Below are 17,821 nucleotides of genomic sequence, written 5' to 3' on the forward strand. Positions count from 1 at the left end.
GATCCGCGCCGATCAGCATGGCCACCGCCGCGGCCCCCTGGGTGGCCTCGCCCGGCTGGTCCAGCTCGTACTTCGAGACGTCGCTCGCGATCACGAGGACCTGCTGCGAGGGGTCGCGGTGAACGAGCCCGATGGCGAACTGCAGGGCCGCGGTCCCGCCGTAGCAGGCCTGCTTGAGCTCGACGACGCGGGTGGCGGAGGGCATCGACAGCAGCGAGTGGACGTGGATGCCGGCCGCCTTCGCCTGGTCGACGGAGGACTCCGTGGCGAAGACGACCGTACGGATCCGGTCGGCGCCGTGCCGGGCCAGGATGGGGGCGGCGGCCGCGGCGCCCATCGTCACGATGTCCTCGTCGACGGCGGGCACGCTCATCGAGCGCTGGCCGATGCCCACGTGGTACTTGCCCAGCTCGGTGCCGTTGTGAGCGGCCAGCGTCTCGTGCGTCAGGACGAGCCGGCCCGTGGCGAAGGAAAGGTCGTGGATCCCGACCGCGAGGTCCCCGGAGTCCACGAACTCCTTGGAGTCCGTGGAGTCCGTGGGGTTTGCAGCGCTCGTGGAGTCCGTGGAGTTGCTGGGCATCTCTACCGTCCGATCGTCGTGGTCGAGGTCTTGCGCTCCAGTGCGACGTGCGCCCGCATGAGTTCACCCGGATTGGTCTGTGCCGCCATGAGCGAGAGCTCGCCGCACAGCACCGTCGCGGCCACCATGACCGCGAGCCGCCGCGCGTTCTCGCCGGGCTCGCGCTCCTCGCGGCAGCCCAGCCGTGCCAGGTTCTCCTCGACGAAGTCGAGTCCCTTGCCGTTGCCGACCGTTCCGACGATCAGGTTCGGCAGCGTGCAGGAGAAGTACAGGTCGCCGTCCCGGTCCTCGGCCACGGTCACGCCCTGCGAGCCTTCGACGATGTTGGCCGCGTCCTGGCCCGTCGCCAGGTAGAAACCGAGCAGCATGTTCGCGTAGTGGGCGTTGGCCGAGCGGATCCCGCCGGCGAGCAGGGTGCCGATCAGGTTCTTGCGCACGTTCAGCTCGGCTATCGCGGAGGCCGAGGTGTGCAGCACGTCGCGGACGATGTCACGCGGTACGAGCAGCTCCGTGACCACGTTCTTGCCGCGGCCGAGGATGCCGTTGATGGCGGTGGCCTTCTTGTCGGTGCAGTAGTTCGCGGAGATCGAGCCGTACTCGATCCCCGGAATGGCACCGAGGATGTGCTTCAGGAGCGCGTCCGCGGCCAGCGTCGCCATGTTGTGCCCGGAGGCGTCCCCGGTGCTGAACTCGAACCGCAGGAAGAGCAGGTTGGCCACGATCTCGTGGCGGAACCCGATCAGTTCGACGAAACGGCCGCAGGTGCGGACGACGGCGCGCAGCTCGTCGAACCGGGCGTCGACTTCGAGCGCCGCCAGGTACGCGGTCTGCGCGTCCTTGGCCGTGACGAGCACCGAGCGCGTCATCCGCTCGTCGATGAGCGTGGCGACGATGCCCTGCTCGACCAGCCTGGAGACCTTCGCCCCGCGGCTGACGGAGGGCCACAGGGGCGACTCGTACGTGGCGAGCGGGACCTGCGTCTCCACGGTCGCCACGTTCCCCGAAATCCTGAGCGGGCCGACCCACTTCAGGGGAACGCCTGCGACCTCGTGCGTGTCGTTCATCGGATCTCTCCAACCGTCTCGTGAGCGGTGCCGTGGGAGTGGGGATGGGGGTGGGGGTGGGAACCGGAGTGGGAGTGGGAGTGGGGGTGGGAGTGCGAGCGGGAGCGTGTGGCCAGCCGGCCGGTGTCGATCCCCCGGTCGGCGCAGAACGCGCGCAGGTCACCGTGGACGAGCACGTCGCAATGCGTCAGATCGGACGGGGTGCGTGCGCCCAGCGCGGTCATCAGGGCCTCCACCTGGTCGAGCCAGGTGGTGATCTGTGTGATCAGGGCGGACGGGCCGCCGTCCAGAACGGTCCGGAGGAACCCCCCGGAGACGCCCACGGCGGCGGCGCCGAGCGCCAGTGCGCGCACCACGTCGAGCGGGTTGCGGACCCCGCCGGACGCCAGCACCGGGAGGGCCGCGTTCTGGGAGTCCAGCAGGCAGGCTGGAGCGGACTGCCCCCAGCCGCCCAGGTAGGCGTAATCGGCGTGCTTGCGCCGGTCGTTCTCGATGCGCGCGAAGTCCGTGCCGCCGCGGCCGGCCACGTCGGCCACCCGCACGCCCATGTCCCGCAGTGCCGAGACGGTCTCGCGGCTCAGTCCGAAGCCGACTTCCTTCACGATCACCGGTACATCCACCGCGTAGGCGATCTTCTCGATCTGCGGACCCCAGGCGGAGAAGGAACGGTCGCCCTCCGGCATGACCGTTTCCTGGATGACGTTGAGGTGGATCTGCAGGGCGTCGGCCCGCAGCAGGTCCACGGCCCGTTGCGCCTTCTCCACGGAGGCGTTGGCATTGACGTTCGCCATGACGAACCCGTCCGGGTTCTCCCGGCGCAGCACGCCGAAGGTGTCGGCGACGGTCTCGTCGGCGAAGTACGCGCTCATGGATCCGGTCGCGATGGGCACACCGGTCTCGCGGGCGGCGATCGCCAGGTCCCGGTTGATGGCGCCCGTCCGCACGCTGCCGCCGGTCATCGCGTTGATGTACAGCGGCACCTTCCATTCCATGCCGCCGAACCGCGTGACCAGCGAAGTGTCGGACCGGTCGATGCCGGCCAGGGCGTGGTGGACGAAGGACACCTCGTCGAACTGGTTGTACCCGGGCAGGTGGCGTTGTTGCTCGGCGGCGAACCGCACGTGGTCGTCCTTGCGCTCAGCGATCATGCTGCGCTCCCCTTCGTTGGCTTCGTCGGCCTGGCCGGCTGCGTCGGCCTCACCGGCTGCGTCGGCCTCGCCTGCTGCGTGGGCCTCGCCAGATGCGCTGGCTGCGCCGGCTGGAGATGAATCGCTACGGGAAGCACCCCCGCGGCATCCCATCCCCTCCGCAGCCGCGCGATCCGCTCGTGCGACGCCGTGGCGTCCAGCAGCGCGATGCCGCAGTCGCCGCCCCCGGCACCCGACGGCTTCCCCGCACCGCCGACGGCCTCGGCGGCATCGCACAGCGCGGTCAACGTGGTGGTGAAGATCCCGAGCCGGACCTCTTCGTCCAGTTCGGCGAGCATCCGGCGGGCGCCCCGGACCTGCCGGAGCAACTCGGGGCCGTCGCCCCGTTCGAGGGCGCCGACCGAGGCCCGCACACACGCGTCGCTGCGCTCCACGAAGCTCCGCTGGGCGGCACTGCCCTGCCAGGCGTGCTTGCCCAGGCTCCCGACCAGGGAAGCGGTGCTGGCCGGCCTGCCGGTCCAGCCCACCTCCAGCGTCAGATCACGGGGCGGCGGCAGCCGTCGCAGACGGAAGCCCGGCCACGGGGCGCGGAGCGACTCCTCGATGCCCCGGCGCTCCACCAGGTCGAGCACGGCCGCCCGGTCGGGTGCGTGGTACTCGATCCACCCGCCCCAGACGCTCGCGGCGAGATCACCGCCGGAGGAGCGGGCGTCGAGCCGCGCCGTCGCCAGCATCGCCAGCCGGAACCGCGCCTCGTGCGACAGCTCCAGGCCGTAGTACGCGGCCACGGCGGACACCGCGGCGACCGTCACCGCGCCGCTCGATCCCAGGCCGAGCTTGGTTCCCTCGTGGTGCAGGCGACTGCTGACGGAGACGTGGACGCGGGGCGCGGCCTGCCCCCGCTCGGCCAGGAGGCCGTCGACCACGTCGATCGCCGACACCACATGGGTGAGACCGTCCCGCACCCGCTGTCCGTCGTCCGCGCCGAGCGCGGCGAGCCCGCCGTCGCTCCGGCGCAGTCGCGTCCGTCCCGGGGAGAGGTCGGAATCGATCACTACGTCGGCGCCGCCGCCGTGCGCCGCCGACACGGTGACGCCGGCCTCCCGGTCGACCGCTGCCAGGATCGCCGGGTGGCCCGGCTGCACCACCGCGTACTCGCCGACGACGAACAGTTTGCCCGGCGCCCGCCGGCTGACGGTTCGGGTGCCGGTCACCGCTCGTCCGCCGACCGCAGCCCGGCTCCCGGCCCGCGGCGGGCGGTGAGCACCGAGCATCCGGGCGCGGCGGCCAGCAGCGTCTCGGCGACCCGGGGCGCCGCCTCGGGGTGGCAGAGGACCTTGACGTTCGGTCCGGCGTCCATGGTCGCGTAGGCCGCCACTCCGTCCTTGCGGAGCTGCAGGACGCTGTCGAGTACGGCCACCGTGGCCGGGGACATGTAGCGCACGGCCGGCCGCGCGGCCAGCATCGTCGCGTGCATGCCGAGGGCGTTGCGCTCCGCGATCTCCCCCACCGCGTCGAGGTCGCCGCGGAGCAGCGCCGCGTGCATGTCGGTCAGATCGCCCTTGCTCGACGTCGCCCAGGCCTGGTAGAGCGGCGAGGTCTCGACGGTCCGCCGCATCGCCGCCCGGCTGGACACGGCCTTCGGGCCGGCGTTGACGAGGGCGACCACCAGGGCGGGATCGAAGTCGGGGAGGGGGACGGACTCGGCGAAGGAGCTGAGGTCCGCCTCCTCGCCGACGCCCCGGCCCGCGTGGCACACCGCGAAGCCGCCGAATATCGACCGGGAGGCCGATGCGGAGCCGCGCCGGGCGAGGCGGGAGAGCGCGGTCGGATCGAGATCCAGCCCGTACGCGGCGGTGGCGGCGACGGCCAGGGCGGCGAACCCGCTCGCCGAGGACGCCAGTCCCGCACCGGTGGGTACCGCGTTGCGGGTGTCGACGGCGGCGCGTTCGCCCCGCCCGGCCAACTCCCGTACCAGGTCCAGGAAGAGGACCACGCGCCGCAGGGGCTCACCCTCCGCGTGCTTTCCGTCGAGGGTGACGCTGTCGGTGCGCGCCGCGGGGTCGAGCCGGACGGTGGTGCGCGTCGGAAACACGTCCAGGGTCATCGACAGGCTGTCGACGTACGGGATGATCAGCCGCTCGTCGCGCTTGCCCCAGTACTTGATCAGCGCGATGTTCGGATGGGCGACGGCGGTCGATCCGGTCAGCCCGGTACGTCCCACTTCGTGGTCAATCATCATGGTGTGCAAACCTTCCCATCGGGACGATCCAGGTACGAACGGCGCCGGCTTCGTGGAGGCTCCGTACGGTCGCCTCGGCCTGGCGCGGCTCCGCGGCCAGCGCGATCACGCAGCCGCCCAGGCCGCCGCCGCTGATCTTGGCGCCCAGGCTGCCGGCCGCGAGCGCGGCGTCGACCAGCCCCTCGATCCGGTCCGTACTGAGCCCCAAGTCGCGCAGCAGCTTGTGGTTTTCCGTCATCCGCGCACCGAAGTCGGCCGTGCGGCCGTGCGCGAGGTCGCGTGCGGCGGCGCGGGTCAGGCGCGAGGCGCCGAGGATGAAATCGGCCTGCGTCCGCGCGCTGCGCTCGAACGTCCGCCACAGGAGCTCGACCGCTTCCCTGGTGCTGCCGCTGACCCCGCTGTCCGCGAGGACGAACAGCCCGTCGAAGGCGTACGGACCGTCTTCAGCCGCGCGGCGGTCCACCCGCCCGGGGTCGTGACCCGGCATGGGCACGGGCAGTTCCCGGGCCGTGCCGGAACGGAAGAGGAGGGGGTGCGTCGCCCCGGTGGCGAGCGCGTCGACACCGCTCGACCTGCCGTGCGCCACCTTCTCCGAAGCCTGTACGAGATCGAACACCTCGCGGGCGTCGAGCCCGCGGCCGAAGAGGTCGGCCAGGGCCAGTACGGCCGCCCGGGCGCACGCGGCGCTGGAGCCGAGCCCCCGGCCCTGCGGGATCGAGCAGTCGATGAGCACGTCCACGCACACGTGGCCGCCGATGCCCGTCAGCGCCTTGAAGTCCGGGAGCAGGCACCGCAAGCCGTCCGCGGCAAGCGGTGCCGCCGTCCCCGTCCCCGGATCCGCCAGCGCGAAGGAGATCCTGTCCGCGCCTTCGCCGGTACACCGCACCCGTCTGGCGGTGGCGGTCACCGCCAGTTGCGGGACGGGGATCGCCAGTGCCGGCGCGCCGTACACGACGGCGTGTTCGCCGAGCAGAATGGCCTTCGCGTGGGCGCGCCCACGTCCGGTCCGGCCGCCTTCGAGGCCCGGACCGCACCCGTCCGCGTCAACCCCGGACACGGCGTGGCCGGGATGGGTCCGCGCGTTCGTCAGGGTCATCACCGGGCTCGCTGCGTTGCCTTGACCGCCATCGCGGCGAGCTGATCCTTTGCGGCGGCGGTGGCGCTGCTGGATTCCAGTACGCCCAGGGCCCGGTCGGTACGCCGCGCGATCTGGCGCTCGATCCGCTCCACGGCGCCGACCTCGACGAGCACGTCCCGCAGGGCGTCGATCTCCTTCCCGGAGAGGTCGGTGCCGGTCTTCGCCCTGAGGAGCGCCGCCGCACCCGGGTCGCGCGCGTCCGCCAGTTCCAGCGCCGTCGCGAGCAGGACCGTCCGCTTGCCCTCGCGAAGGTCGTCGCCCGAGGGTTTGCCCGTGACCGCCGGATCGCCGAACACGCCCAGCAGATCGTCCCGGAGCTGGAAGGCGATCCCGATGTCCGCCCCGAACGCCCCGTAGGCGGCGACCAGACCGGCGTCGGCGCCGGCGATCGCGGCGCCGAACTGCAGCGGGCGCTCCACCGTGTAGGAGGCCGTCTTGTACTGGTTGACGCGCAGGGCCGCCTCGACGCTCTCTTCGTCGCCCGCCTGGTTGATCACGTCGAGGAGCTGGCCGTACAAGACCTCCGAGCGCACCGCGGACCACACCGGCCCGACCCGGGCCTGCGCCTGCGCGGAGAGCCCGGACGCGCGGACCATGACGTCGGACCACGTCTGGGCCAGGTCCCCCACCAGGATGGCGGTCGCGGTACCGAAGGCCTCGGGGTCGCCGGAGAAGCGCCGGACGCGATGGCGTTCGGCCAGGGCGACGTGCGCGGCGGGACGGCCGCGCCGGGTGTCGGACGCGTCGATGATGTCGTCGTGTATCAGGGCCGAGGCGTGCAGCAGTTCGAGCCCGGCGCAGGCGGTCAGCACCGCGGCGGCGTCCGGACCGTCCTGGTCCCCGCCGGCGCCGATCCAGCCCAGCCAGGCGAAGACCGGACGGACGCGCTTGCCGCCGCGCAGGACGTAGTTCTCCAGCTCGTCGACGACGGCCGCGAAGTCCTGTCCGAGCGCGTCGGCCTCGGTCCGGCGCTGGCCGAAGAACTCGCCGATCACGGCGTCGATGGCGGCCGTGTCCACGGCTGCCCCGAGATGACTGACGGTCATGCTCTTATCCCCCGGTCGAGGTGACGGTCACTCTCATAAACAATCTCGCATTCGCGTGAATTCACCGATATCACGCCACTGATCAGCATGCTTCGATGTTATCCACGGGGCGTCAACCTGCCCACTACTCAAGCGAGTAGTGCCACCGTGCAGGAACGGTGCGCGGAGGGGCGGGATCCCACCCGAGCGAGTGAGACATTGGGCGCGGGCGAAATACCGGGGCATGACGTGTCACGATGAACTGCCTGCCCGGATGAATTCCGGGGCCATACGCGGGTGGTCATGAATTCATTGACGGGCCGTGCTTCACACCGCTGTCCGAGCACGGCAGTCGAGACAGCCGACAGCCGAGACAGCCGAATGAACCGCCCACCCTCACCTCGGGAGTCATCATCCGATCCATCGGAATCCTCGGCACCGGCGCGTACCTCCCCCCGACCGAAGTCTCCAACGAGGAGATCGCCGGACGGGCCGGGGTCACGGACGAATGGATCGTCCGCAAGACCGGAATCCGCAGCCGCCGCCGGGCCGATCCCGGCCAGGCCACCTCCGACCTCGCCGCGGCGGCTGCCGTCCGGGCCCTGGAGCAGGCGGGGGTCGGGCCGGAGGAGCTCGCCTACGTCGTCGTCGCCACGTCCACCCCCGATCACCCGCAGCCGGCCACGGCGAGCATCGTCCAGCACCGGCTCGGGGCGGTGAACGCGGCGGCCTTCGACCTGAACGCGGTGTGCAGCGGGTTCGTGTACGCGCTGACCGTGGCCGAGCGGATGCTGCGCGCCGAACCGGGCGACCTCGAACGCTACGGACTGGTCATCGGCGCGGACATCTACTCCCGGATCCTCGACCACTCCGACCGCCGGACCGCCATCCTGTTCGGTGACGGCGCCGGGGCCGTCGTCCTCGGTCCGGCGCCCGAGGACCGCGGCATGTTCGCCGCCTCGCTCCTCACCCGCGGCGACCAGCACGAGCTGATCGGTGTGCCGGCCGGCGGCAGCCGGACCCCGACCACCGCCCGGACCCTGGAGGAGGGCCTGCAGTACTTCCGGATGGACGGCCGACGGGTCCGTGAGTTCGTACGGGACAACCTGCCCGGGGCCGTCGCGGACCTGCTGGCCGGGGCGGGGCTGGCCCCGCGGGAGGTCCGCCATGTCGTCGCCCACCAGGCGAACGCGGTGATGCTCCGGGAGATATGGCCCTCGCTCGGACTGCCCGGGGCCGGCTTCCACCTGGCCTTGGAGTCCTACGGCAACACGGGCGCGGCCTCCGTACCGATCACCCTCGACCTCGCCCACCGCGACGGCGCGTTCGCCGACGGGGAGGTGGTCCTGCTCACCGGCTTCGGCGGGGGCATGTCGGTGGGCTCGGCGCTGACCCGCTGGCTGCCCACCCGCCACGCCCGGCCGGCCCGGAGCCCGGCCTACGCCGCGGCCCCCGTGCCGTCGCGGTGAGACACGGCGCCTACCCGGCTTCGATCGAGTAGATCGCGGCCCTGCTCGAATAACTCGCGGCTCCGCGTGCCAGTTCCACGCGCGTCTTGATGTTCAGCCTCTTGTAGATCTTCCTGAGGTGGTAGTTCACCGTGTGCGCCGACAGGTGGACCCGTTTGGCGATCTGCTGGTTGGTCATCCCGGCGCTCACCAGGTACGCGATGCTCCGCTCCATGTCGGAGAGACCGGACCAGGAAGCGGAATTGAGCGCTGCCGCCTCCCCGTCGGGCTTCGCCTGCGCGGGGCCGGCCTTCGCACCGCGGAGCTTGGCGAGTTCCTCCGTCGCGAGGGCGACCGAGAGCGGGTCAGGCGACTGCGCGATGATGCGCGACAGTACGGCCGGATCGCCGTTCACCAGGGCGTTCGCGTGCAGGGCGCTGAGGCCGACCACGGAGATGCCGGGATTGTCCCCGGCGAGGCCGTCCACCGTTTCGAGGACGCTCCGCTCCAGGTGGGTGTCTCCCACGTCCAGCGCCAGACGGACGAGGAACGCGGCCGCGGCCGGATCCTCGATGTACAGGCTGCGCTGCGTCGGCAGGTGGCCGTACGTGTCGGAGAAGAGCCGGGCGGCCGCCCGCGGACCCTCCCTCTTCACCGCGATGCGCACGTCCGTCCAGGCGTACTGCGGGGAGTAGAGGACCGCCTGATCCGTCTCGAACTCGCCCCGCACGCGCTTCAGGTACTCGGTCGCCGCGGGCAGGTCCCCCTTGTAGAGAAAGATGGTGCTGAGCACCGAGTACGCGAGGGGCCGGAGCATGGGGACCGCGTCCCGGCCGGCCGCGGCGATCACCAGCTCCGCCTGCCGGCGGGCGTCCGCGAACCGTCCGGCCTGGAGGAACAGCCGGGCCCGTACCGCCGCGGGCGCGGCGTCCCGGACGGGTGTGCCCAGTTCGCGCAGGTCCGCCTCCGCGTCGCCGATCAGCGACTCGGCCTTGTCGAACTCGCGCAGGTTCGCGAGCTTCCCGGCCAGTGCGAGCCGGAAGTGAAGGCGCCACACGGGGTCCACGCCCTCGCCGTACCGCACCGCGGCGCGGCCCAAGCTGAGCCCTTCGCCCAGTTCCCCCGCACGCCAGCGCGCGTTGGAGAGCGCGGTCAGCGCCATCAGCGACGCGACGTCGCCCGGCCCGGCGCCCTGTTCCCGCAGGATCCTCGCGGAGCGCTTCTGCGCTTCCTCCGTCCCGAGCAGGCAGTAGCCGAGGATCACGGACGCCTCCGCGTCGAGCCGGGCGGGAGCCGAACGCGTCGGTTCGGAGAGGACGCGCTCGGCCGCACGGATTCCGGCTGTCGTCCGGCCGTCCAGGATCAGGCCGTGGGACTCCGAGTACGCCTCGCCGGATTCGACCGCGAGCCCGTCGAGCGGATCGGCCGGGCGGCCGACCGTCCACAGCGGGTGACCGGCCACCCAGAACTGCCGGTCGTCCGGCTCGGAGCGCCGCGTGGAGTGACCCATCGCCTCGCGCCGCAACGCACCGCGCGCGGGAGCGGGAATCGACTCCATGACCCCAGCCAAAAGGAAATCGCTCTGGAACAGCAGCTGATGTTCCGCGGCGACGACGAAGCCCGAGGACATCGCCTCCTCCAGGGACGAAAGAAGGCTGGCCGCGGATTTGTCCAGCATCCTGGAAACGTCCTCCAGCATGAAGGACCGGCCCAGGACCGCCGCGACCTTGAGGAATCGCTGGCAGTCCGTGCTGAGATCTCCGAGCAGACGCTTCACGAGCGCCAGGTCCGGTTCACCCTTCGGATTCCGATTCTCCCTCAGCAATTTCATGGCCATGCCCCCGGCTTACCCCCGTCAATAGTGCGCCGCGCTCAACTTCGGCAAAGAGGGATCAACCCTCCTCCGAGGATCCTACGAACCCGGGTCCGGTCTTGACTTGGCGAACAGTTGCCAGGGCGGTTGCCGCGGACTCCCCCCGTTAAGGGGCGGCCGAGGGGGCTCTCACCCCCTCACCCCGCCAGGGCGAGCGTCAGGGGGAGCACCTGCTCGGCCCCGCTCTGACGCAGGAGCCGGGCGCCCACGGCGAGGGTCCAGCCGGAGTCGGCGTAGTCGTCGACGAGCAGGACCGGCCCCGGGGCGGCGGCCAGGGCGGCCGCCAGCTCCTCGGGGACGGCGAAGGAGGCGGCCAGAGCGCGCAGCCGCTGGGCGGAGTTGCTGCGGTGCGCGCCGTACTCGCCGGCCTGCGCGGTGTAGGCGAGGCTACCCAGCAGCGGGAGCCGCCCGACCCGGGCCAGGCCCTCGGCGAGCGAGCCCACCAGCCGCGGGCGGGAGCGGGAGGGCATGGCCACGATCCCCACGGGCCGGGTCATCGCGCCGGCCGCGCCACTGGCCCAGCCGCCCGGGGAACGGGCCCAGTCGGCCACCACCGTCACCACGGCCGCCAGTACGTCGTCGGGAACGGGCCCGTCCGCGGCCTGCTCCGCCAGCAGCGGACGCAGCCGGTTGCCCCAGCCGATGTCCGACAGCCGGCCCAGCGCACGCCCCGTGGCGGCCTGCTGGCCCACGGGGATGCGGCCCTTGAGGTCGACGCCGACCGCGGGCATGCCCGAGGGCCACATCCGGCGGGGCTCCACCTCGACCCCCGGACGGTCCAGCTCGCCGGTCGCCGCGTCGAGGGCGCCGTGGGACACGGCCGGGTCGAGCCAGGGCCCGGCGCAGGAGTCGCAGCGGCCGCACGGGGTGGCCTTCTCGTCGTCGAGCTGCCGCTGCAGGAACTCCATCCGGCACCCCGTGGTGGCCACGTAGTCCCGCATGGCCTGCTGCTCCGCCTGCCGCTGGCGGGCCACCCACTCGTACCGCTGCGCGTCGTACTCCCAGGGCTGCCCGGTGGAGGTCCAGCCGCCCTTCACGCGCTTGACCGCACCGTCCACGTCCAGGACCTTGAGCATCGTCTCCAGCCGCGAACGCCGCAGGTCCACCAGCGGCTCCAGAGCCGGCAGCGACAGCGGACGGCCCGCCTGCTCCAGCACGTCCAGGGTCCGCCGGACCTGCTCCTCGGGCGGGAATCCCACCGAGGCGAAGTACGCCCAGATCGCCTCGTCCTCCTTCCCCGGCAGCAGCAGCACATCGGCGTGGTCCACGCCGCGCCCGGCGCGTCCCACCTGCTGGTAGTAGGCGATCGGGGACGAGGGGGAGCCCAGGTGCACGACGAACCCGAGGTCCGGCTTGTCGAAGCCCATGCCCAGCGCCGAGGTCGCCACCAGCGCCTTCACCCGGTTCGCGAGCAGATCCTCCTCGGCCTGCAGCCGGTCGGCGTTCTCCGTCTTCCCGGTGTACGAGGCCACCGGGTACCCGCGCTGCCGCAGGAACGCCGCGACCTCTTCCGCGGCGGCCACCGTCAGCGTGTAGATGATCCCCGAGCCGGGCAGGTCCCCCAGCCGCTCCCCCAGCCACGCCAGCCGGTGCGCCGCGTTCGGCAGCTCCAGCACGCCGAGGCGCAGGCTCTCCCGGTCGAGCGGGCCGCGCAGCACCAGGGCTCCGCCGCCTCCCGTGCCCAGCTGCTCGGCGACGTCCGCCGTGACGCGCGCGTTGGCCGTCGCGGTGGTGGCGAGCACGGGGACGCCGGGGGCGAGCTCGGCGAGCATGGTGCGCAGCCGGCGGTAGTCGGGGCGGAAGTCGTGGCCCCAGTCGGAGATGCAGTGGGCCTCGTCGACCACGAGCAGGCCGGTCGTGGCCGCGAGCTTGGGCAGGACCTGCTCCCGGAAGTCCACCGAGTTGAGGCGTTCGGGACTCACGAGCAGAACGTCGGTCTCGCCCCGCTCGACCTCCCCGTAGATCGTCTCCCATTCCTCAGGGTTCGCCGAGTTGATCGTCCGGGCCTGGATGCCGGCCCGCGCCGCCGCGTCGACCTGGTTGCGCATCAGGGCGAGCAGCGGCGAGATGATCACCGTCGGGCCCGCGCCGCGGCGGCGCAGCAGGGCCGTCGCCACGAAGTAGACCGCCGACTTGCCCCACCCGGTGCGCTGCACCACCAGGGCCCGCCGGCGTTCCTCCACCAGGGCCGACACCGCCTGCCACTGGTCCTCCCGCAGCCGCGCCGCACCCCCCGGGGCACCGACCAGCTCAGCGAGGATGGCATCGGCTTCAGCGCGGAGCTCCAGGTTGTCCATGACCCCATGCAACCCGATGGCTAGGACAATCGGCCAATTCACCCAGCGTGACGCGCGGCCCACACGCCGTCCGGCTCGCCGCGCGAGCGCCGTGGCGGGCGGCCGCCGGAGCGGTGTTTCCCCAGGTGCCCGTGCTCGGGCCCGGTCCGGATGCGTCATCTTCGGCGTGGCGGGGCAAGGATATGAACGGCATACCGGCGAATTCCGGTCGGCGGCTCCAATTGCTCGTTGCCGCATGCTCACGGGCCACGCGAGAATTGTGCTGCTCCCGCTCGGCTCGACGGCGCTCTCCTGAGCCGTGCCGCGGCGCGCCCGCACCCCAGCTGTGCCCGTTCGCGGGCGTGTACCCGAAGGGAGGACAGTGACCTTCGGATTCGCCCCGCCCTCGACCACGTCCCTGACCACGGCCACCGGCGGCGCCAGCCGGCACGGCAGACTGCTGGAACCCTCCGAGTGGACGGCGTCGGGCGTCCCCCTGCTGCGCAACCCGCGCGAGGTCGTCAGCGGACTGCACTCACGGCACGGCCCCGTCCCGTCCACGGCGGTGATCGCCGTGCTCGGGCCCGAGGAGCGGCTCGTGGCCAGCGCCTCCTTCGTCCAGCGCTCCACCACGGCCGACGGCTGGGAGTACCGCAACGCCCTGCTCTCCCGGCTGCGCCGGGTCATCCCGCACGACCTGCGCCGGCGGACCCCGGTACGGACCGCCGTGCTGCTGTTCTGCCGCGACGGCGACGAGCGCTGGACCGAGGAGGACGGGGCCTGGATGTGGGGGCTGCGGGACGCCTGCACCCTGCACGGGCTGCGCTGCGGCGCGTACATCACGCTGACCCGGGGCGGCTGGCAGGTGCTGGGCGAAGGCCGCGGCGGCCGGAGCCCCAGTTCGGACTCCCGGCCGGAGCGCCTCGGCGATGCGCCGTCCGAGTTCGCCCCGCTCGCCCTGCGGGCCGGCGGCGGAGCCACGGAGGCCCTGCGCCGCACCGCGGCGCGCTGAGCCCGTACGCGCACACGCTCAGCCGGCACCCGCACACGCCGAGCCCGTACCACCGCACGCGGAACCCGCAGGGCCCCGTACCCGGGAACGCCCAACGGCCGTACACCCGGGATCGGGCGTACGGCTGGTCAGGCCTCGGACTTCGGCAGGGCCGGCCACCAGCCCGCCCCGCCCCTCGACCGTGCGGGGGTACGGGGCGTCAGACGCCCGCCCCCAGCACGGAGTTGATCTGCTGCGGCTCGCCGCACACGATCAGGATCGCGCCGGCGCGCGCGAGGGCGACCGGGAGGGCTCCGGCGGCCGCGTCGGCCGGTCCGCCGTTGACCGCGAAGACCACGACGGGACGGCCGGCCGCGCGCCGCACCTGCTGCGCGTCGGCGTAGAAGACGTCGTCCCCGGCGTCGTGCAGGGCCCAGTACGCGGCCTCGCCGAAGGACAGCTCGTGCGTGGCCCACGGGTGCGGGTCGCCGGTGGTGAGCACCAGGATGTCACCGGGCGCGCGCCCGGTGTCGAGCAGCAGGTCGACGGCCTCCTCGGCCGCGTCCAGCGCGCCCTCGGCGGATGCCGGGATCAGCTGGACCTGCGGCACGGACGCCGAGACCGAGGGGGCGGTGGTGGCTACGGGGCCCCGGGCGGCCTGCGGCTTCCGCGGGGCGGGCGGCGCGGGCCTGGGGGCGGGACGGGGACCGGGTACGGGACGGGGGGTCTGCGCGGTGCGGCTCGCGGCCGGCGTGACGCGGGGACCCTGGGCACTCTCGTGAATCTGAGGCTCCTCGGGGGCGGGGGTGAGAGGCATGAGCTGATATTTATCAAACACCGGTGCGAAACGTACCGGTTGGTGGCACCTGCGTGCGATCAGAAATCGAAGCCGAGTTGGCCTCCGTTTTCCAGCTCCATCGCTTCCTCGCTGCGGCGCACCTTCTTGAGGTGGCTCCAGCGGGGCAGCGCGTCGAGGTAGGACCAGGAGAGCCGGTGGTACGCGGTCGGACCCTGCTCCTCCAGTGCCGCCCGGTGCACGGGCGAGGGATATCCGGCGTTGGCGGCGAAAGCGAAGTCCTCGATTCCGCCGCCCTGTTCACCGATCTCGGCCATCATCCGGTCGCGCCGGACCTTGGCGATCACCGAGGCCGCGGCGACCGCGACGCAGGACTGGTCGCCCTTGATCACCGTCCGGACCTGCCAGGGCGCGCCGAGGTAGTCGTGCTTGCCGTCGAGTATCACCGCGTCGGGCCGCACCGGCAGCGCCTCCAGGGCGCGCACCGCGGCGAGGCGCAGGGCGGCGGTCATCCCGAGCTCGTCGATCTCCTCCGGGGAGGAGTGGCCCAGGGCGTAGGCGGTGACCCAGTCCTCCAGGACGCCGACGAGCGCGTCACGGCGCTTGGGGGTCAGCAGTTTGGAGTCGGTGAGTCCCGCGGGCGGCCGGCGCAGACCGGTGATCGCCGCGCAGACGGTGACGGGACCGGCCCAGGCCCCTCGTCCGACTTCGTCGACCCCGGCGATGAGCTTGGCGCCGGTGGTCGCCCGGAGGGAGCGTTCGACGGTGTGAGTGGGTGCTTCGTACGGCATGGCGCCAGCAAGGTTACGCCGCCCCGGGCCGCCTGCACACCCCGCCCCCTCCCGGGCCGGGCCGCCGCCACCTCCCGGCCGCGCCATCGCCCCCTGCCGGCCGGGCCCCGGTCAACTCCGCGCCGCGCCGCCCGCCCCGGCCCGTCTCACACCCTGAGCAGCGGCACCATCACCCCGTCGATCATCTCGGCGATTTCGGCGTCCGCCCATTCGCTCCCGCACACCTTCGCGCGATACATCATCAGTGCGGGAATGACCTCGGTGAGAAGCGGACCGGTCGCGTCCGGCCGGACGTCCCCTCGCTCGATTCCCCGGCGCACCAGCTCTCCGATCAGCACGAGCGCCGGTTCGTACAGACCCGCCCGGACCAGGTCGCGGAACCGCTCCGCATACGCGTGATCGCACTCGTGAAGCACCGTCCTCAGCGCCTGCCCCGCCCGCGACCGCATCACGTCCCGCATCCGCACGCACAGGACGTACAGGTCCTCGCGCACCGATCCCAGGTCCGGAATCACGCCGAGCGGGGGCAGCCGCGTCCGCAGCGCCTCGTCCACCAGGTCCGCCTTCGAGGGCCAGCGCCGGTACAGCGCGGCCTTGCCCGTCTGCGCTCCCGCGGCGACGCCCTCCATGGTGAGCGCGTTCCAGCCCGTGGTGCTCAGCTGCTCCAACGCGGCGTCGAGAATCGCCCGTTCGAGTTCGGGTCCGCGCCTGCGCGCGGGGGCCGCCGCCGACCGGTGCGCATCCGCCACTCCCGTTACCTCCGACCGGCTCATCCGTCCGTCGCACACAGATTCAGTCTTAGTGAACGCTTGCGTTCACTAAGACTGTCTCCCTACCGTGGGACCGCCGTGAACGCGATGGCGTTCACTATTTCACTTGGGGGGACCCACAGTGACAACTCCTCAGCTCTCCACACCCCGGATACCGGCCGCGGCCCGCCGAGGGGGGCGCCCGGGAGTGGCGCTCACCGTCATCGCCGCCTGTCAGCTCATGGTCGTCCTCGACGCGACGATCGTGAACATCGCGCTCCCGCACATCCAGACCGACCTCGCCATCTCCACCACCGACCTGTCCTGGGTGATCAGCGCCTACACGCTCGCCTTCGGCGGTCTGCTGCTGCTCGGCGGCCGCGCCGGCGACATCCTGGGCCGGCGCCGCGTCTTCCTGACCGGCATCCTGCTCTTCACCCTGGCCTCCCTGCTCGGCGGCTTCGCCGAGGAATCCTGGCAACTGCTCGCAGCCCGCGCCCTCCAGGGCGTCGGCGGCGCCATCGCCTCGCCGACCTCCCTCGCCCTGGTCACCACGACCTTCGCCGAGGGACCCGCGCGCAACCGGGCCTTCGGCGTGTTCGCCGCCGTCTCCGCGGGCGGCGGCGCGGTCGGACTGCTGGCCGGCGGCATGCTCACCGAGTGGCTCGACTGGCGCTGGGTCTTCTTCGTCAACGTGCCGATCGGGCTGCTGATCGCGTTCCTGACCCCGCTCTACATCAGCGAGTCCGAGCGCCACCCCGGCCGCTTCGACTTCGCCGGGGCACTCACCTCCACCGGAGGCATGACCGCGCTCGTCTACGGGTTCATCCGTGCCTCCCAGGACGGCTGGCGCGACGGCGTGACCATCGGCTCCTTCGGCGTGGCCGTCCTGCTGCTCGCGGCCTTCGCGCTCGTCGAGTCCCGGGCCGCCGATCCGATCATCCCGCTGCGCATGTTCGCCTCGCGCAACCGCACCGGCACCTACGTGATCATGCTCAGCCTCGCCGCCGCGATGTTCGGCATGTTCTTCTTCATCGTCCAGTTCGTGCAGAACGTGCTGGACTTCTCCCCGATCCGCTCCGGCATCGGCTTCCTGCCCATCACCGCCGCCATCGTCACCGCCGCCGGCCTCTCGCAGCGCCTGCTGCCGCGCTTCGGGCCGAAGCCGTTCATGGTCATCGGATCCGCCCTCACCGGCGCCGGCCTGACCTGGCTCTCCTTCATCGACACCGACAGCTCCTACCTGTCCGGGGTGCTGGGCCCGATGCTCCTGTTCGGCTTCGGCATGGGCCTCAACTTCGTCACCCTCACCCTCACCGCCGTCTCCGGCGTCGCCCCGCGGGAAGCGGGCGCGGCCTCCGGACTGCTCAACGCGAGCCAGCAGGTCGGCGGCTCGCTCGGACTGTCCATCCTGGTCACCGTCTTCGGCACCGCCGGACGCGACGAGGCCGCCCGGCAGGTCCCGGACTTCCGGGCCCACGCCGACCAGGGGCAGCTGGAGGCCTTCCTGCGGACGGGCCGGCTGCCCGACCCCTGGGGGGACCTCGTCCTCACCCGGGGCATCGCCACCGCGTTCATCGCCGCCGTGGCCATGGCGGCGATCGCGCTCCTCACCGCACTGCTGGTGATCAGGGTCCGCGCGAGCGACCTGGAGGCCCTGAACGGAGCCGCCGCCAAGGCCGGTCCGGTGGCCTGAGCAC

The 17,821-nt window shown here is 72.4% G+C and carries 14 protein-coding genes and 1 pseudogene; 3 read left to right on the plus strand and 12 right to left on the minus strand.

Features of this window, described 5'->3' with window-relative positions; translation table 11 throughout:
• From ACWCP2_RS09205 to ACWCP2_RS09235, 7 genes and pseudogenes are all read right to left on the minus strand, one after another.
• A pseudogene (locus tag ACWCP2_RS09205) lies at positions 1 to 580 on the minus strand (hypothetical protein); the annotation flags it as partial.
• A 2-nt stretch (positions 581 to 582) separates the two neighbouring features.
• The gene (locus tag ACWCP2_RS09210; RefSeq protein ID WP_450907941.1) at positions 583 to 1,644 is read right to left on the minus strand and encodes a hydroxymethylglutaryl-CoA reductase; all 1,062 of its coding nucleotides are present in this window, start codon (positions 1,642 to 1,644) and stop codon (positions 583 to 585) included.
• Positions 1,641 to 2,792, minus strand: a complete 1,152-nt coding sequence (fni, locus tag ACWCP2_RS09215; protein WP_450907942.1) for a type 2 isopentenyl-diphosphate Delta-isomerase — start codon at positions 2,790 to 2,792, stop codon at positions 1,641 to 1,643. The genes ACWCP2_RS09210 and fni overlap by 4 nt, the downstream gene beginning before the upstream one ends.
• A complete protein-coding gene (locus ACWCP2_RS09220; protein WP_450907943.1) occupies positions 2,789 to 4,006 on the minus strand; it encodes a phosphomevalonate kinase in 1,218 nt (405 codons plus the stop codon). The genes fni and ACWCP2_RS09220 overlap by 4 nt, the downstream gene beginning before the upstream one ends.
• The gene (mvaD, locus tag ACWCP2_RS09225; protein WP_450907944.1) at positions 4,003 to 5,034 is read right to left on the minus strand and encodes a diphosphomevalonate decarboxylase; all 1,032 of its coding nucleotides are present in this window, start codon (positions 5,032 to 5,034) and stop codon (positions 4,003 to 4,005) included. The genes ACWCP2_RS09220 and mvaD overlap by 4 nt, the downstream gene beginning before the upstream one ends.
• Positions 5,024 to 6,130 carry a mevalonate kinase gene (gene mvk / locus ACWCP2_RS09230; protein WP_450907945.1) on the minus strand — a complete coding sequence of 369 codons (1,107 nt, stop codon included), beginning with the start codon at positions 6,128 to 6,130 and terminating at the stop codon, positions 5,024 to 5,026. The genes mvaD and mvk overlap by 11 nt, the downstream gene beginning before the upstream one ends.
• A complete protein-coding gene (locus ACWCP2_RS09235; protein WP_450907946.1) occupies positions 6,130 to 7,218 on the minus strand; it encodes a polyprenyl synthetase family protein in 1,089 nt (362 codons plus the stop codon). Before ACWCP2_RS09235 ends, mvk begins: the two co-directional genes overlap by 1 nt.
• A 407-nt stretch (positions 7,219 to 7,625) precedes the next feature.
• Between ACWCP2_RS09235 and ACWCP2_RS09240 the strand changes: the two genes are divergently transcribed.
• Entirely contained in the window at positions 7,626 to 8,666 is a 1,041-nt protein-coding gene (locus ACWCP2_RS09240; protein ID WP_450907977.1) for a 3-oxoacyl-ACP synthase III family protein, read from the plus strand.
• 10 nt (positions 8,667 to 8,676) lie between these two features.
• Here the strand turns inward: ACWCP2_RS09240 and ACWCP2_RS09245 are convergent, their stop codons facing one another.
• Both ACWCP2_RS09245 and ACWCP2_RS09250 read right to left on the minus strand, forming a co-directional pair.
• Positions 8,677 to 10,422, minus strand: coding sequence for a helix-turn-helix transcriptional regulator (locus ACWCP2_RS09245; RefSeq protein WP_450907947.1), 1,746 nt, complete (start codon positions 10,420 to 10,422; stop codon positions 8,677 to 8,679).
• Between the two features lie 233 nt (positions 10,423 to 10,655).
• Positions 10,656 to 12,815, minus strand: coding sequence for a RecQ family ATP-dependent DNA helicase (locus ACWCP2_RS09250; RefSeq protein ID WP_450907948.1), 2,160 nt, complete (start codon positions 12,813 to 12,815; stop codon positions 10,656 to 10,658).
• 361 nt (positions 12,816 to 13,176) lie between these two features.
• On the opposite strand from ACWCP2_RS09250, the gene ACWCP2_RS09255 reads away from it, so the two are divergent.
• A complete protein-coding gene (locus tag ACWCP2_RS09255; protein ID WP_450907949.1) occupies positions 13,177 to 13,806 on the plus strand; it encodes a hypothetical protein in 630 nt (209 codons plus the stop codon).
• Positions 13,807 to 14,005: 199 nt separating this feature from the next.
• Here the strand turns inward: ACWCP2_RS09255 and ACWCP2_RS09260 are convergent, their stop codons facing one another.
• The 3 genes from ACWCP2_RS09260 to ACWCP2_RS09270 form a co-directional block, all read right to left on the minus strand.
• Positions 14,006 to 14,602 carry a hypothetical protein gene (locus tag ACWCP2_RS09260; protein ID WP_450907950.1) on the minus strand — a complete coding sequence of 199 codons (597 nt, stop codon included), beginning with the start codon at positions 14,600 to 14,602 and terminating at the stop codon, positions 14,006 to 14,008.
• Between the two features lie 59 nt (positions 14,603 to 14,661).
• On the minus strand, positions 14,662 to 15,372 hold the full coding sequence (locus ACWCP2_RS09265; protein WP_266886301.1) for a ribonuclease HII: 711 nt from the start codon (positions 15,370 to 15,372) through the stop codon (positions 14,662 to 14,664).
• A 146-nt stretch (positions 15,373 to 15,518) separates the two neighbouring features.
• Positions 15,519 to 16,145 carry a TetR/AcrR family transcriptional regulator gene (locus ACWCP2_RS09270; RefSeq protein ID WP_450907951.1) on the minus strand — a complete coding sequence of 209 codons (627 nt, stop codon included), beginning with the start codon at positions 16,143 to 16,145 and terminating at the stop codon, positions 15,519 to 15,521.
• A gap of 118 nt (positions 16,146 to 16,263) precedes the next feature.
• Between ACWCP2_RS09270 and ACWCP2_RS09275 the strand changes: the two genes are divergently transcribed.
• Complete coding sequence (locus tag ACWCP2_RS09275) at positions 16,264 to 17,817, plus strand: MFS transporter (protein WP_450907952.1); 1,554 nt, start codon at positions 16,264 to 16,266, stop codon at positions 17,815 to 17,817.
• The last annotated feature ends 4 nt before the right edge of the window (positions 17,818 to 17,821 follow it).

This window comes from Streptomyces sp. NPDC002104 (assembly GCF_053593795.1).

Bases quoted from the DNA above. Each gene is read 5' to 3' on its own strand.
- ACWCP2_RS09210 (WP_450907941.1), bottom strand. From the start codon at position 1,644: ATGAACGACACGCACGAGGTCGCAGGCGTTCCCCTGAAGTGGGTCGGC.
- fni (WP_450907942.1), bottom strand. From the start codon at position 2,792: ATGATCGCTGAGCGCAAGGACGACCACGTGCGGTTCGCCGCCGAGCAA.
- mvaD (WP_450907944.1), bottom strand. From the start codon at position 5,034: ATGATGATTGACCACGAAGTGGGACGTACCGGGCTGACCGGATCGACC.
- mvk (WP_450907945.1), bottom strand. From the start codon at position 6,130: ATGACCCTGACGAACGCGCGGACCCATCCCGGCCACGCCGTGTCCGGG.
- ACWCP2_RS09235 (WP_450907946.1), bottom strand. From the start codon at position 7,218: ATGACCGTCAGTCATCTCGGGGCAGCCGTGGACACGGCCGCCATCGAC.
- ACWCP2_RS09250 (WP_450907948.1), bottom strand. From the start codon at position 12,815: ATGGACAACCTGGAGCTCCGCGCTGAAGCCGATGCCATCCTCGCTGAG.
- ACWCP2_RS09260 (WP_450907950.1), bottom strand. From the start codon at position 14,602: ATGCCTCTCACCCCCGCCCCCGAGGAGCCTCAGATTCACGAGAGTGCC.
- ACWCP2_RS09265 (WP_266886301.1), bottom strand. From the start codon at position 15,372: ATGCCGTACGAAGCACCCACTCACACCGTCGAACGCTCCCTCCGGGCG.
- ACWCP2_RS09270 (WP_450907951.1), bottom strand. From the start codon at position 16,145: ATGAGCCGGTCGGAGGTAACGGGAGTGGCGGATGCGCACCGGTCGGCG.